This is a genomic window from Pseudoalteromonas sp. J2K-J031, assembly GCF_058197095.2.
In genome coordinates this window covers 2,712,394-2,728,093 of record NZ_CM200279.1, presented here as the reverse complement: position 1 = coordinate 2,728,093, position 15,700 = coordinate 2,712,394, and the positions used below count along the sequence as shown (strand labels likewise).

Annotated in this window: 13 protein-coding genes; 12 read left to right on the top strand and 1 reads right to left on the bottom strand. The window is 38.6% G+C overall.

The genetic code is table 11. The features are described from left to right. Nucleotides 1-41: 41 nt before the first annotated feature. The 8 genes from ptsP to AC3KZC_RS12270 all read left to right on the top strand — a co-directional run bounded on the left by ptsP (nucleotide 42) and on the right by AC3KZC_RS12270 (nucleotide 8,108). The gene (gene ptsP, locus AC3KZC_RS12305) at nucleotides 42-2,330 is read left to right on the top strand and encodes a phosphoenolpyruvate--protein phosphotransferase (RefSeq protein ID WP_490578490.1); all 2,289 of its coding nucleotides are present in this window, start codon (nucleotides 42-44) and stop codon (nucleotides 2,328-2,330) included. Between the two features lie 73 nt (nucleotides 2,331-2,403). Then, the gene (locus tag AC3KZC_RS12300; RefSeq protein ID WP_490578491.1) at nucleotides 2,404-3,207 is read left to right on the top strand and encodes a sulfite exporter TauE/SafE family protein; all 804 of its coding nucleotides are present in this window, start codon (nucleotides 2,404-2,406) and stop codon (nucleotides 3,205-3,207) included. A 12-nt stretch (nucleotides 3,208-3,219) separates the two neighbouring features. Next, a complete protein-coding gene (gene lgt / locus AC3KZC_RS12295) occupies nucleotides 3,220-4,017 on the top strand; it encodes a prolipoprotein diacylglyceryl transferase (RefSeq protein WP_490578492.1) in 798 nt (265 codons plus the stop codon). A gap of 19 nt (nucleotides 4,018-4,036) precedes the next feature. After that, a complete protein-coding gene (locus AC3KZC_RS12290; RefSeq protein WP_490578493.1) occupies nucleotides 4,037-4,870 on the top strand; it encodes a thymidylate synthase in 834 nt (277 codons plus the stop codon). Between the two features lie 28 nt (nucleotides 4,871-4,898). Continuing rightward, nucleotides 4,899-5,789, top strand: coding sequence for a UTP--glucose-1-phosphate uridylyltransferase GalU (gene galU, locus AC3KZC_RS12285; protein ID WP_490578539.1), 891 nt, complete (start codon nucleotides 4,899-4,901; stop codon nucleotides 5,787-5,789). A 234-nt stretch (nucleotides 5,790-6,023) separates the two neighbouring features. After that, nucleotides 6,024-6,698 carry a FlgO family outer membrane protein gene (locus AC3KZC_RS12280; protein ID WP_490578494.1) on the top strand — a complete coding sequence of 225 codons (675 nt, stop codon included), beginning with the start codon at nucleotides 6,024-6,026 and terminating at the stop codon, nucleotides 6,696-6,698. A gap of 84 nt (nucleotides 6,699-6,782) precedes the next feature. Beyond that, nucleotides 6,783-7,391, top strand: coding sequence for a FlgO family outer membrane protein (locus AC3KZC_RS12275; protein WP_490578495.1), 609 nt, complete (start codon nucleotides 6,783-6,785; stop codon nucleotides 7,389-7,391). A 9-nt stretch (nucleotides 7,392-7,400) separates the two neighbouring features. Beyond that, nucleotides 7,401-8,108, top strand: coding sequence for a FlgO family outer membrane protein (locus AC3KZC_RS12270; protein WP_490578496.1), 708 nt, complete (start codon nucleotides 7,401-7,403; stop codon nucleotides 8,106-8,108). A gap of 231 nt (nucleotides 8,109-8,339) precedes the next feature. On the opposite strand, the gene AC3KZC_RS12265 is transcribed toward AC3KZC_RS12270, so the two are convergent. Continuing rightward, nucleotides 8,340-9,305: a hypothetical protein gene (locus tag AC3KZC_RS12265; protein ID WP_490578497.1), complete on the bottom strand. Its 966-nt coding sequence runs from the start codon at nucleotides 9,303-9,305 to the stop codon at nucleotides 8,340-8,342. A 292-nt stretch (nucleotides 9,306-9,597) separates the two neighbouring features. Here AC3KZC_RS12265 and AC3KZC_RS12260 point away from each other — a divergent pair, with 292 nt between their 5' ends. From AC3KZC_RS12260 to AC3KZC_RS12245, 4 genes are all read left to right on the top strand, one after another. Then, nucleotides 9,598-10,260: a hypothetical protein gene (locus tag AC3KZC_RS12260; protein WP_490578498.1), complete on the top strand. Its 663-nt coding sequence runs from the start codon at nucleotides 9,598-9,600 to the stop codon at nucleotides 10,258-10,260. A gap of 14 nt (nucleotides 10,261-10,274) precedes the next feature. Next, entirely contained in the window at nucleotides 10,275-10,952 is a 678-nt protein-coding gene (locus AC3KZC_RS12255; protein WP_490578499.1) for a hypothetical protein, read from the top strand. A gap of 171 nt (nucleotides 10,953-11,123) precedes the next feature. Continuing rightward, a complete protein-coding gene (locus AC3KZC_RS12250; RefSeq protein WP_490578500.1) occupies nucleotides 11,124-11,906 on the top strand; it encodes a hypothetical protein in 783 nt (260 codons plus the stop codon). A 181-nt stretch (nucleotides 11,907-12,087) separates the two neighbouring features. Further along, a complete protein-coding gene (locus AC3KZC_RS12245) occupies nucleotides 12,088-15,684 on the top strand; it encodes an SPOR domain-containing protein (RefSeq protein ID WP_490578501.1) in 3,597 nt (1,198 codons plus the stop codon). Nucleotides 15,685-15,700 lie beyond the last annotated feature (16 nt).

Here is a 15,700-nt window from a genome sequence, read left to right as displayed (position 1 = left end):
CAATGCACCTTCGCTGAAACTCACCTTAATGAGTGTTTAGCATGCTAGCGGTATTGCGTAAAATTGCTGAGACAGTGTCTCAGCAGCCTGATTTACACAGTGCACTGCGTTGTTTTGTCTTGTCTGTTAAAGAAGCGATTAATACCGAGTGTTGCTCGGTGTATTTCGCTGATTATTCACAAGACGATTTTGTTTTGATGGCGACCGAAGGCTTAAACCCTGATGCTGTGGGTAAGTTTCGAATTGGTTTTACAGAAGGACTCGTTGGTTTAGTTGCCCAGCGCGAAGAACCTATCAATTTGGCTTTTGCGCAAACTCACCCTCGTTTTATGCATGCCCCAGAAGTAAAAGAAGATAACTACAATGCTTTTTTAGCCGTGCCGATTGTGCATCAAAAAAAGGTGTTGGGCGTCATTGTTGTTCAACAAAAAATAGCGCGGGTATTTACCCAAGACGAAGAGTCGTTGTTAGTGACGCTTTCGGCACAACTGGCTTCTCAGCTGGCGTTGGTTGAGCTTAAAGAAATTTTAAAGCAAGACGAGCTTGGCCATCAAACATCATGTTTAAAAGGTTTATCAGGTGCACCCGGCATTGCGATTGGCCATGCATTTGTTGTATTACCAGAGCTTACTTTTAATAGTTTTGAAACCCGCCGACATAGCGATGTTTCAGCCGAACTTACCTTGTTTCGCCAAGCAGTAAGTGCCACTCGGCATGATTTTAATTTAATGTCGCAAGAGCTTTCGGGCAGCTTATCTGAAGAAACGGTTGCTGTATTTCATGTTTATCAAAATCTACTTGATGCCAAAAGCTTAGGTAACAGCGTGGAAAGTGAGATACAAGCAGGCTGGTGCGCTAAAAGTGCATTAAAAATCGTGATTGAAAAGCTGGCAAGCCAATTTATGGCGATGCAAGACCCATACATTAAAGAGCGTGCAATTGATATTCAAGATATTGGATTGCGTGTATTGCATCACATGCACGATACGCAACAAGCGTTTAAGTCTTATCCAGAAAGCACCATTCTGGTTGCTGATGTCCTCACTCCAACTATGCTGGCTGATGTACCAAAAGATAAAATTGCCGGTGTGATTAGTGTCAGTGGGGCGGCTAATTCTCACGCTTCAATCTTAACCCGAGCGCTTGGGATCCCTGCAATTTGGGGCGTAAGCGAATTACCTGTGTTACAAATAGAAGGCAAAGAAATTATTTTAGATGCTTATGCTGGGCGTTTATATATTTCTCCTTCTAAAATGCTGCTTAATGAATATACCCAACTTAAAAAACAAGAAGGGATATTGCATGACCAGTTTGCCTCTGAGCATCACCTCGCTGCCGAAACGTTAGACGGTGAGCATATTCGCCTTTTGGTGAATGCAGGGCTTGAGGTGTCAGCCGATTTAGCCAATGCAAATTATATCGATGGGGTTGGTTTATATCGTACCGAAGCGTGGTTTATGCAGCGCAGCACCTTTCCTACTCAAACTGAGCAAGAACTCTGGTATCGTCAAGTATTAAGTGCGCATTACCCTTCACCGGTTGTGATGCGAACCCTTGATATTGGCGGTGATAAAGTACTCAGTTATTTTGATGTGAAAGAAGAAAATCCATTTTTAGGTTGGCGTGGTATTCGCGTCAGTTTAGATCATCCAGAGCTCTTTTTAGATCAACTCAAAGCCATGCTCAAAGCTAATGCCGGATTAGGTAATTTAAAAATACTCTTTCCTATGGTCACAGAAGTGAGTGAAGTAACACAAGCAAAACAGCTATTAGAGCAAGCTTATTACGAACTTGCAGATGAATGGGCTGATCAATTTTACCAAATTGAAATGCCAGAAGTTGGCGTGATGCTTGAAGTGCCATCAAGCACTTGGCTTATTCCTGAATGGGCTGAAAAAGTCGATTTTTGCTCAGTGGGTAGTAATGATTTAACCCAATACTTACTTGCGGTTGATAGAACAAACAGCCGAGTGGCCGAGCTATTTAATCCATTTCATCCGGCAGTGCTGCGGGTATTAAATGATATCGCCGCACAATGCCAACAATTTGAGTTACCATTTAGTTTATGTGGTGAGCTTGCCGCTGATCCTGAAGGCGCCATTTTGCTGGTTGCTATGGGTTATCGTAGTTTAAGTATGAATCCAAGCTCAATAAATCAGGTGAAATGGGCATTACGTCGCCTTGAAGTCCGTTATATGGAAGACTTGCTCGCTGAGTGTTTACGTCAGCCAAGTGCTATTTTAGTACAGCGTTTGGTGCGTAATTTTATTGTTGAAAATGGTCTTAGCCAACTGCTTTACACCTGCCATGGGATATCCGATCCAATTTAGTAACTGTTTTATCAAATAAAATTAACTATAATCGCAAAGAATAAGTATATAGCTATTTTGAATTTGGACGTGTATGACAGACTTAATCTCAATCATTACCTTTTGTGCTTTGCTTGGGTGTATTGTTGGCTTTTTGGCAGGGTTGTTAGGTATTGGTGGCGGGTTAATTATTGTTCCTGCACTGACCTTTTTGCTTGTTAAGTTTCATGTATTATCGTCTGATCATGTGTTTGTTGTTGCAATCGCAACCTCTTTAGCCTCTATTATTTTTACCTCAAGCTCATCGGCATTTGCCCATCATAAAAATCAAAATATTCCTTGGGATATTGCACCAGCAGTATTAATTGGCGTTGCGATAGGCGCACTGTTGAGTGGTTTTTTAGCGAGTTTTATTCCGGTGCAATTTCTCAAAAGTGTGTTTGCTATCAGTGTGGTATTTATTGCACTGAGAATGATGCTAAGCCGGCCAAGTAAGGTACAAAGAGTATTGCCAAATTCTGGGGTATTAGGTTTAAGTACGGCTGTATTAGGGGGCGTTTCGGGCTTAATTGGCATTGGCGGTGGCGCATTGTTGGTGCCATTTTTAACATTTTTTTCAGTTAATATGAAAAAAGCAATTGGTTGCTCTGCAGCAAGTGGCATCGTCATTGCGGTGTTTGGCACGATTGGCTACGTTTCATCGGGCTTAAAAGCAACAAATCTGGATGATGGTTTTATCGGATTTGTTTATTTGCCAGCATTGTTTGGTATAGTAGTGACCTCGGCAATTTTTGCTCAGTTAGGGGCAAAAGCAACTCACTTTTTACCTGTGGGTATGATAAAAAAAATCTTTGCACTGTTATTAGTAATAGTCGCAATACGAATGTTATTTTCTTAAAGGCATAAATGAATGGCGTTAGCGTTTCCTGAAATCGACCCTATAATTTTTTCGGTAGGACCTGTAAGTGTGCGATGGTACGGCATGATGTACTTAATTGCGTTTGCCTGTGCAATGTTTTTGGCTAACCGCCAAGCACAAAAAAGCCAAGGTGTATGGACTAAAGATCACGTTAGCGACTTATTGTTTTATGGAATGCTCGGTGTGATATTAGGTGGCCGTGTAGGCTATGTACTTTTTTATCAATTTAGCTATTTTATTGAAAACCCATGGTATTTATTTCGTGTCGACCAAGGCGGCATGTCGTTTCATGGCGGCTTAATTGGTGTAGTATTAGCCGTAATCTGGTTTGCTAAAACACGTCAAAAAGCCTTATTAGATGTGGGCGATTTTGTCGCACCGTTAGTGCCGCTGGGTTTATTGGTGGGTCGTATTGGTAACTTTATCAATGGTGAATTATGGGGCCGTACCACGGATGTGTCGTGGGGCTTTGTTTTTCCGGGGGCTGGCCCAATTGCGCGTCATCCGTCTCAGTTATACGAAGCCATTCTTGAAGGTTTAGTGCTGTTTTTAATCTTACAATGGTTCATTAAAAAACCACGCCCAGCGGGCAGTGCTGCGGGTATATTTTTACTAGGGTACGGTAGTTTCCGCTTTTTTGTTGAATATTTTAGAGAGCCCGATGCACACCTTGGTTTGTTTGCAGGCTTCATCTCTATGGGGCAAATATTATCAACACCAATGATTTTTGCGGGACTTGGCTTGTTGGTTTGGGCTTACCGTAACAACACTAAAACCGTATTAAATTAATGTAGAAGCACATCACATAATGAAACAGTATTTAGAATTAATGCGCCATGTCAAAGAGCATGGTGTTAAAAAAGAAGACAGAACAGGCACCGGAACAATCAGTGTATTTGGTTATCAAATGCGATTTGATTTAAGCGAAGGGTTCCCGCTGGTTACCACTAAAAAATGCCATTTAAAATCAATCATTCATGAGTTGCTATGGTTTTTAGCGGGTGATACCAATATCAAATATTTAACCGATAATGGCGTTAAAATTTGGGATGGCTGGGCAACTGAAACGGGCGAACTTGGCCCTGTTTATGGTGCGCAGTGGCGCTCTTGGCAAGGACAAGACGGCCAAGTGATTGACCAAATCGCTGAGCTTATCGAGCAAATAAAAACCAACCCCGATTCACGTCGTTTAATTGTCAGTGCTTGGAATCCAGCTGTTTTACCTGATACAGCTTATTCACCAAGTGAAAATGCGGCGATGGGGAAGCAAGCTTTGCCACCATGCCATACGTTATTTCAGTTTTATGTGCTCGAAGGTAAATTATCGTGTCAGCTGTATCAGCGCAGTGCAGATATTTTGTTAGGTGTGCCATTTAATATCGCCAGTTATGCATTGCTCACCATGATGATTGCACAAGTGTGCGATTTAAAAGTCGGTGATTTTGTTCATACCTTTGGTGATGCTCATTTATATTTAAATCATTTAGAGCAAGTTAATGAGCAGCTGTCACGCACGCCATTTCCAAAGCCAACAATGAAGATAAACCCAGCAGTAAAAGATATTTTTGCGTTTAAATTTGAAGATTTTGAGCTTGAGAACTATCAAGCACATCCACATATAAAAGCGCCCGTTGCAATTTAACTAAATTCATAAACAAGGTTGTTCGATGATGAAAAAAATTCAAAAAGCAGTGATCCCGGTAGCCGGTTTAGGCACTCGTATGTTGCCAGCTACCAAAGCTATTCCAAAAGAAATGCTCCCTTTGGTTGATAAGCCTCTTATTCAATATGTTGTGGCAGAGGCCATTGCAGCGGGAATCAAAGAAATCGTACTGGTGACTCATGCCAGTAAAAACTCGATTGAAAACCATTTTGATACTAGTTTTGAGCTAGAAGCGACACTTGAAAAACGGGTTAAGCGTCAGCTTTTAGCTGAAGTAAAAAGCATTTGTCCAAAAGATGTCACCATTATTCATGTACGCCAAGGTGAAGCCAAAGGGTTAGGCCACGCTATTGCATGTGCAGCGCCTATTATTGGTGATCATCCGTTTGCCGTTATATTACCCGACGTAATTTTAGATGACGCCACTTGCAACCTTAAAGAAGATAACTTGGCTGACATGATTACAAAGTACAGCCAAGATGGCATCAGCCAAATTATGGTAGAAGAAATTCCACATAAAGATGTTGATAAGTTTGGGGTGGTTGATATTCAAGGCGCAACCCTAAAAGCGGGTGAATCAGCAAAAATTGTTGCCATGGTAGAAAAACCACCTGTTGACGAAGCCCCTTCAAATTTAGCGGTAGTAGGGCGCTATGTACTAAATGAAAAAATTTGGCAAATGCTAAAACGCACACCACCAGGTGCGGGCGATGAAATTCAACTGACCGATGCCATTGCATTATTAATGGAAACCGACGACGTTGAAGCCTACTACATGAAAGGTAAAAGCCACGACTGTGGGAGTAAACTGGGTTATATGAAAGCCAATGTAGCATATGCCTTACGTCGCCCTGATTTAAAAGACGAATTAGCTGCGTATATTAAAACTTTACTGTAGTTTTAAATCCACTCAAAGTTGACTGATGTAATTATTACGCTAGTGTATAAAGATTGCATTGGTTGACTTTTAAGCAGTTGCCCCTCGTATTATTGCAAAATATTTCAACAAAACGTTAAAGAAAAGCCCAAGTCGGCCGCTATAGCAGATAACGACCACCTTAATTTACTGTGCCTATTTAGGTGGTTTTTCTTGCTAGATTGCTCTCAGTCATAGCGGTTTTAGGAGTTTTTAATGAAGCAACTACTATTAATTAGCATGGCTGTGTCTTTGTTCGTTCCCCCCGTTTTAGCGCAAGGGAATGAGTCGGGCTTTACCACCGTTAAAAGTGTGAATGTTGGTCAAGGCAGCTATTTTGCTACCGAACCCTACTTTACCTCAGCTGAAGACATCAATGGCCACCCAGCTGCGTATAATCAGCTTGGTAGCGCCATTAATAGCGAACAGCGCGATATACAGTTTTTTGTGCAAAAACTCTGTGCCGAATTATTGCCAAACCTTGCGGGTATTGTAAAAGGCTCGCCGGTTGCAGTGGCAAGCTTTGTGATGCTTGATGGCGATTTAATGAAAACCAATTTATTTGGCCAGCAGCTTTCTGAAAACTTTATTCACGAATTATATAAAGCCGGTATTGCCGTAATTGATTTTAAAGTGACCGATTATTTACGTGTAGCCCCAAGTGGTGATTTTATTTTCAGCCGCGATTATTTAGAGCTTGGCAATGATATTGCTTCACAATTTATTTTAGCCGGTACGTTAGTTAAACATCGCACCGGTTATTTAGTAAATGCCCGTGTTGTTGGTGTTAAATCAAAATTAGTTGTCGCTTCTGCCCACGGTTTAATTCCAAATTATGTTACTGCAGGGCTTGTTAGTGCTGACTTTAAAGATGGTGTGCGGGTGCGGTAATTATTAGTCTTTAGCTATATTAGTTTACTTGGCATTTTACTTGCTTAACATTTAGATGATTGCATCTTTATAAGGCGTGTATAAATGAATAAGTTAACGTGTTTTTCTCTTCCTGCGGTGTTATGCCTGCTGCTGTTAAGCGGGTGTAAAATTAGCACACCTTTATTCTTTTCAAGTACTCCAGTGCCTGCACCAAAACACTTTATTGATGAAAGCCAGCCTGTCATTCAAAGTTATGCTGCGCAGCTTGTATCACAATTGCTCGCCAAACCACTTAATTTTCCGCCCAACGCCCGCGTGGCCGTCGGCACGTTTTTGCCGTCATTGGCTAGTCCTACTTCACAGCAGCTTCAATTAGGGGCGCAATTACAAGACAGTTTAGCCACTGTGATGACGCAAGCTGGTTTTAAATTGACCGAGCTAACATTACGGCAAAATATTAAAATTTCGCCAGAGGCAGATTTGTTTTTATCACGCGACCCCGCGCAGCTTCACCAAGATGCGAATGCCCAATATTTAGTGGTTGGCACACTCAATTCAGAGCAAACAAAAACACAAGTTAACTTACGTTTAGTTAATACGAGCGATCAGAGTGTGGTGGCGGCCGCTACCACGTACATTCCAAATAATGTGGCATGGGGGCACGAAAAAGTGTCGCTTCGTGCAGGTCAGCTTAATCGCAGTGCTTACTAAGGGGGTCATATGAAAAAGTTACTGTTTATTAGCCTTTGCATTGGTTTATCGGGTTGCGAATCAATTGAAAAGTGGAGCCAGCTTGATAGCCAACCAAAAACACAAGCCAGCATAAAAAACAAAGAAAAATCATCAGGCGAGCATATTCAAAAACCAGCAATGTTTGATCAATATGGCACGTATTTAAATAGTGTATCGGCAGCAGGCTATACTAGCTCCCCTGGTATTGGCAAAGCCTATAGTGAAGCCACAAACCGTAATATTAATCATTATATTCGCGGTATAAGCCACGATTTAATTGAAAACTTAACCTATGTGAATGAGCAAACCCCTATAGGTATTGCCAGTTTTGTATTAATAGATGGCACACTCGACAGTGCAGGGGTGCTGGGTAAACAAATTGCCGAAAGCTTTCAGCATGAAATTTACAAATTTGGTATTCCGGTGATTGATTTTAAAACGACTGATTTTTTTCGGGTCACACCAGAAGGGGATTTTATATTAAGCCGCGATTATTTAGAGTTAAAACCAAACCTGCCTATCGAATACGTGTTACTTGGCACGCTAGTGAAGCACGATGCCGGTTATTTAGTTAATGCACGCATTGTTGGGCTTGATTCAAAAGCCATTGTCGCGTCAGCACAGGGGTTTTTACCGCAAAGCATTGCGGATTCCTTATTGGGTAGCCAAAAAGTGGCAAGCATTCGCTTAGAATAACATTGACCGTTGGTTTTATGTGTTTTAGCTTTTTTAAATTAAAGCAGGCGTTTAGGTTTAAAATAAAAAAGGTGCACTGATTGCACCTTATTTTATTGTGTTTGCTAAATGTATTTTGACTATTGGCAACTTTGGGTTAGCCCGTATCTATTTCATCAAAAGCATTGAATCAAAAGTGGTTTTTCATAAGCATTTAGCCATATGTATTTCACTACAATTATTTCACCGCATTTACCTCACCACATTACAATGGGCAATATCGGCAATATCAAATACTTTCATTTCATCTTTTTCAACGTATTCAAAATGACCACCTTGATCAATTAAATAGCCAGGTAGTAAATCTAAAATAGCACCTTCTTGTTCGCGCTTCGCTTGCCCTTTAACGCCAATTAACGCCTTGGTGCCATCGGCATGAATTTCGAGTACCTTGCCAAAAAAGTTATCTTGATACGTACAAACAATGTCATTTATGTTAAGTGTTGAAGGGGGCGGTGTAACCGTTTGTAATGGGGTGTTAAGGGTTGAGACTTCAACCACATCTGAATTGTTAATGGGCGCAATATTTGTATCATTATTTTGAAGCGCTACAGTGGGAGTTGAAGCTTCAAAATAACCCGAAGACTTAAATAAATAGTCACTCGCGTATTTTTCAAACTCTTGAATGCTTGCAAATGTGCTTGCCTCTTCACGTAACTTATAAAGTTTTATCATCAATTCTTGGTTGCTTGCATTAAAAGATAATAAATCATCTTCTATTTGAATTAAGTTCGAATACAAGTTAAGTAAGTCGGGCTTAAGCGCCTGATAAAAAAACATAAAATGAGTATAATAGCCCGCTAGTTTATCGTAGCGCTGCTCATCTATACGCTCACAATACCAACTGCAAATAAATTTATTGGTTAAATCGGGGTTAAGTAAGTCAACGCGATAGTTATCAACAGCGACTGTAAGGCTGATTTTATCAAAATAATACCTTTTACCCCATTGGGCATCTTCAAATTTCAGTTCAGCGGTTAAGCTGAGCCCGGCATTTCGGTAAAGAGTTGCCGCACTTTGCGCCATTGATTGCCATTGTTGCAGCGAATAATTATACGCAATACCGCTTTGCAGTGAGGTCTGCTGCGGGCTCTGGCAGCTTTGTAAAAAAAATCCGCTACAAATTAATAGTAGGCATGCATTTTGCTTTTTAATCATGTCAGGCAATTCTTAGTATCTGTGCTTGATGGTTAAAAGCAAAATACATGCCGATGTTTTTTTGACGCATGCGCTTGCTGAGTAACTCAATTTTAAAGGGGGATAGCTAAATAAACTCCTTAAAATTTAAACGGTTAGTTTTTTTTTAATTATTTGTTGAAAAAAAACTAAAGATATTTTGGATAGGCCCGATACATTACTTGAGTAAATCATTAATAAATGAATTTAAGCGGCAGCAACGTTTTACACATTGCGTGTTTATTGATTCATTTTAACTACAGAGGAATTTAACATGGGACATAAACCAATTAACATGAAGCCGCTAGCCATGGTAGGTCTATTGGCGGCTTCATTCGCAACTATCGCAGCCGATGGCGACAACATCGGAACGGTTACCTTTAAAACAGCACCAGAAGCTACAGTAACTGAGTTAAAAGGGCTATATTTTGGTGATCAAATGGCTGTAGCATCGGGTACTTCATGTATCATGGTTGCTAAGCTTGAACCTGTTTCGGGTACGCAAAATCAATTAAAAGTTAACAATACTACCACTACATTCGAAGGTGACCAATGTGGTGGTAGTGGTGGCTCAGGAAGTAATGCAGCTTATTTATCAACTAAAGCTCAAATGGGTATTTTTGAAATTACGGGTGTAAATGGTCAGCAGGTAAATTTACAGGTTTCATCCGATACAACAGATCCATATCTTTCATTTACAGCTTCAGTTGAATATTGGAATGGTGGCCTTAATACGATAACGGAAGCCGCACCTTCAATGACTCCAGTTACAAATACAGATGTTACTTTAGGTGCACTTCGCTCATTAGTTGCAACACAACCACACCCATCTGCAATTGGCACTGTGGTAGTTGGGGGCACTTTGAGCTCAAAACAAAGTCTTGAAACAAGCAAAGAATATTCATTAACTTATACGTTAGATGTAACGTATTTATAAGAAGGAGCCATATTATGAATACGTTAAATAAAAAGTTAGCTTTAGTGGTTGCTGGTGCTGCGGTATGTGTCAGTATCCCTACGTTAGCTAAAGAGACAGTTTTAAAAGTAAAAACAGTTGAACAAGTAAAAGTAACACAAAAAACTCCAATAGATTTGGGTACGATTCCTGCCACAGCAGGTTATAAGTGTGCGGTGCCACAGCGAATTGAAGCAACCATTCCAGGCAGTCCAACGTTAGACGGTAGCGTAAGTAATACTTTTACTATTACAGATGTTAATTTATTTTCTGGTGTGACACGATGTGGTGGAAGCGCCACGCCCGGTATTTTTTGGCTAAATGGCGTTGGTGGTCAATCAGTGACTATTAGTTTTGGTACTGTTGCTGATGAAAATTCGGTTGGTAGTTTTAGGGCTGAAGGTATTTTTGAAGCTAGTCAAGGTGCTGATTTAACTAAATCCAACATAGTAGTACCTTCTGGAACCGTATATGCAAATAATGCCGCTTTACAAGCTGCAGCCGATGCATTACTAACTGCACAATATACCCAAATTTTTAATCAGAAAACAGTAACGTTATCAGCTGCTGGGCTTGGGATGTTACGAGTAGGTGGAACATTAGAAGTTGACTCTGAACTAGAACCAGATCAAACATACAGTGTAAATTACGTAGTAAACGTTGTTTATAATTAAAGTTCGCCTTTAAGATAAAACCAGTTAATCTTTAACTGGTTTTTTTTGTCTGCTGATATATTTGTTTTCTATACATGCCAGTATTTTATAACCGATAACTTTTTGACGTTGATTTTGGTATAAATATTGCTTAAAAAAACTAATTAAATAGATGTCTTGTTGGAGATAAAGATGAAAGTTAAATTATTTTTACCCGTTTTAATTGGTTTAGGTATGAGTCAGAATGCATTTGCAGGTGCAGCTTCGATTACATTTAGTCAATATCGCGTTTTACTAGATAAAAATATTCAAACGACTGAACTTACATTACGAAATACAGAACAAAATAATGCAGAGTGTTTACTGGATTTAACTCATTTTAATTTTGGAGTTGATAATGTTATAGCGGCTCAACCAGACGCTGAGAGTACCTACATGCCTGCTAATAAATTATTAAGATACTCCCCAAGAACAGTAACAATACCTGGACTTGGTTCGCAAAAAGTTAAAATCAGTTACCGTCATCGCGCTAATTTAGAGCCTGGTGAATACATTAGCTTTTTCCAAATTGGTTGTAGTGATAAGGCTGATGTACTGGTTAAAGGCCAACCAAGTGTAGCAGCAAAAATAAATTATAATATTCCTGTTCAAGTACGTATTGGGGAAGCAACTGCGACGAGTGCATTTGAAGTTGTCTCAATATCACCTTCAGGTGAAGGCTCGCAATTAGTTTTAAAACAAACCCGCCAAGGAAATCGCTCAGTCGTTGGTGATATTAAATTTATAGATAAATCAAGTGGTGATGTGCTCAGTTTAATTCGTAACTTTAGTTTATATCGCCCCGCTGAATATGCTGAGCATGTCGTGAAATTTGAAAAAAAACCTACCTCAACAGTATTAGTTGAATTTAGTGAAAGTAGTAATGTTTACTTACCTGTGACTGAAACATTTGAAATATCAGCTGATAAGTTTTAAAAGCTAATTATTTAAAGTTGGTAAATCTAAATTGGTTTACCAACTATTTTACCTTAAATATAAACTCCCCAAACTGCCAAACTGCCAAACTGCCAAACTGCCAAACTGCCAAACTGCCAAATCCATTGGCACGTTTTTTGTATTGTTAAGTTAATACGATTTCTATAAGTTTGGATGCCAAATGATTGACAAAATACGTGATATTTCACTTCTTAACATCTTTATGTGTTTTTTGCTTTTTGTTTTTGGCATCAATGTTGTAAGTGCTGCTGTATTTAAAGAAATTACATTTAATGAAGAAGAGTACATCTTAGTAGATGTTGAAGTCAGAGAGTTGACGCTGTTAACTGATACTGAGATTTATCAATATGAAAACGAATTTTATATTCCTTATCTTCCTATAGTTCAGGCGTTAGAGCTTGAAAATAATACCAGGATCAATGATGGCTATATTCAAGTAAGAGTAGGGGATAAAAATAATTGGATTGATTTGAGAAAACAAACCAGTAATTTACAGCTAAAAAATGACTTAAATTGGTCAAATAACGGCTTTGATTTGTTCATCAATATTAATGTACTTGCAGAATTACTGAATGTAAAAATTGAATATATTAGCTCTAGACTTTTGTTAGAAATAACTCCGATTAATACTAATTACCTGTTTCCTATAGAAAAAAGGCTAAATAGAAGTGCAGAAGACAAGAGGGAACGAAGAACTGATCTAAATAAAGGTGATGCGCGTTATTTTTTCTCACAAGAAGTATTGCTCGATCATTATCATTTAATTACACCGCCATCAGGGGCGGTAGGACTGTCTCTTTTTACTTCTGATAATAATAAAATTGGTTATGGAGTTAATACCAGTTTAAGTGCTGATTTTCTTTATCATTCAGCTTCACTTTCTTTGTTTAAAACAAAAGATAGAGCCATTAGATCTAATTTAAAATTTATAGGCACACCAAAGTCACCGTATGAAATTATGCCTTTGAATATTGGTTACTATGATTTTGGTGATGTTTCAGCTTCAGCAACTGGAGGTTCGGCAGGTGGGCAGGGCCTTGGTTTTACGCTAAGAAGCAGTGAAAGAGATTTTAGTCGGGATTTTGGTACTACCGTAATTGAAGGTCAAGCTACACCTGGTTGGGAGGTCGAATTATACTTAGATGGTTTTTTTATTGCCCAACAAACCGTGTCAGAGCAAGGGATTTATAAGTTTGAAAATGTTGCAACTGAATATGGTGTAAATACATATAAAGTAAAACTCTTTGGCCCATTTGGTGAAGAGGAAGAAAGAGTTGAAACGTTAGAAATTAAAGGGAATTGGTTAAAACCGGGTAAAACAAGATTTAAAGCTGGGGTGTTAGAATCAAATCAATATTTACTTCATGGTGCATTAGAAGATGGTTATGACCCTGATAATATGTATTTTGGATTGGATTATGGTTTAACCGAGAGGCATCAGCTTGGTATCACATTAAGTGGAATAAAAGAGTTTGAGTCAGGGTTAGAAAAAGAGCTTGAAGTGAATGTTCAATCTGTATTTGAGTCATTGCTCATAGATAATGAATTTACTTTTGAAGATAATAAGTTTCATTACGGTTTTTCAGGTCAGGGGCAAATATCTAGGAAATTAAATTATAATGTAGATTACAATTATTATAAATTTGGAAAATCAGATACTCAACCTGTCGATATAGATACCCATCAAGCATCCTTAAAAATAAATGGTGCTACAAAACTATATTTTCCTATCAGTTATGGTTTCAGAGCTAACTTTATAAAAAATGATAAAGAAGCCCAACTATCAAGTATTAGCGCTCGTTTGTCTACAAGTTCGGGAAGTCAAAATTTTTATAATAATACTACGTATTATTTTGAAGACTCTGATACTGACGCATATTTATCAGGTGTTTTGGGTTATTCGGGTAAGTTTTTTGGTGGAAGAGTTAATTTTGATGGTACTTATTCGAATGAGAATGAGTTTAGGTTGGTTGGCTCTAGGCTAAATTATTTTCGTGAGTTTGACAGTGGCTATAACCTTAATTTTAGGGCTGACTATACAGCAAAAGAAATTAGAGACGATGGTGTTGATGGTCGAGGTGCTTATTGGGGGATATCAAGCTCAATTATTAAATCATTTGAACAGTTTGGATTATCAGGAAACTTCCAATATAACTCAGATAATAGTTGGGTTGTGGGTGTAGGACTTAATTTTTCACTGGGTTATGATCATGTTAATGATGAGTTGAAAATTTCAAATGGTGGTTTATTTGGTGGAGCAACACTTGATTTAACCGCTTATTTAGACAGGAACTCCAACAATATTTTGGATGAAAATGATTTAGCCTTAAAAGGCGTTGAATTTGGCCCATATAATAATTGGACTAAATATAAAACAGGTGATACCGGTCAGGTTATTCTCCAAGGGGTACCAGCAAATCGAACTGTTAACTTTACAGGGGGGTGGGGGAATGGAGTGTCGCCCAGTGTGTCTAGTTATAGCTTATATACTCATAATGGTGGTTATATTAAGGCTAATATCCCATTTACAATTAAAACAGACGTTGTTGGATATCTTTATGTTACTTCATCTAATGGTGAAAATGCGATTAAAGAGGCTCCAATTGAATTAATTGATGCTAATGGGGTGGTATCAAAAATGAGTATAACGAGTCATGATGGGTATTATGAGTTTATTGGTGTAAATGCTGGCGATTATCATATTAGAGTTAATGCTGATTTTTTGAGTGCTCGAGGCTTAAGGAGCCAACCTAGTATGTATCACTTTCCAACACCTCCTCAAGGAGGATTTGTTGAAATACAGGAGCTAGTATTATATCCAATGAATAGCCAGATTGATTTCATAGGAATAAAAGAAGTCGAGCTTAACGAAGCTAACTATGATCCTGCTGTAGCAAAAGAAAAAGCGGGGCAAGGTATTTATATTACACCGCAAAAAGGCAGCTTTAAACCAGGTAGCCAAAAATTAAAACCGGTTAAATTAAAATCGGCCAGTATCGTTAAACCAAACGCAGCATATACTGTTATTAAAGATAATGGTTTTGAAGAACAAATAGTTGACTCAATCAAGGGTAATAATGCTGTAGAGGTTGTTGTGCCACCAAGTCTTGTAATTGAAGAGACTGCACCAAATACAGAAAGCCCTTTAATTGAAGATGTGGTGCAACCGGTAGAGCGCAAGGTTGTTGAAAATGTAAGTGTTACGCCTTCTGTATTAAATGTAACACCTACTTGGGTATTACAATTTGCATCGTATAAAAGTAAAGATAATGCCCTGCTAGATTTAAACGCGTTTCAAACTAAGTTTGCAGACCAAGAGCTTACGGTGGTTGAAGATAAGGGTTGGTTTAAAGTAATAAAACCCGGTTTTAAGAGTGCAGACAAAGCATCTTTAATGGGTCAGTTGATTAAAGATAAATATGGGATTGACTCTTTTGTTACACAATTATCGTTACCAGTTAATACAACGACTGGTGAGCAAGGTTCAATTGGAATGGCAAAACCTGATGCAAAATTTAGTATTCAGTTAGCCGCGATTCAAAATGAGAATTTGGCGATTGAACTCATTAAAAAAATGCCGCAAGGACATGATTACTTTACCGCTAAAAAAGATGATAAAACGCTGGTACTCCTTGGGATGTTTAGTACTAAACAAGATGCATTAAAGCTTTCTAAAACATTGGATGAAAGTATCCAAAATAATATGTGGATAAGAACATTAACTGGTATTAGTAATATCAGTTCGGTTATTAAATAATTAAAAGGTAAATAAT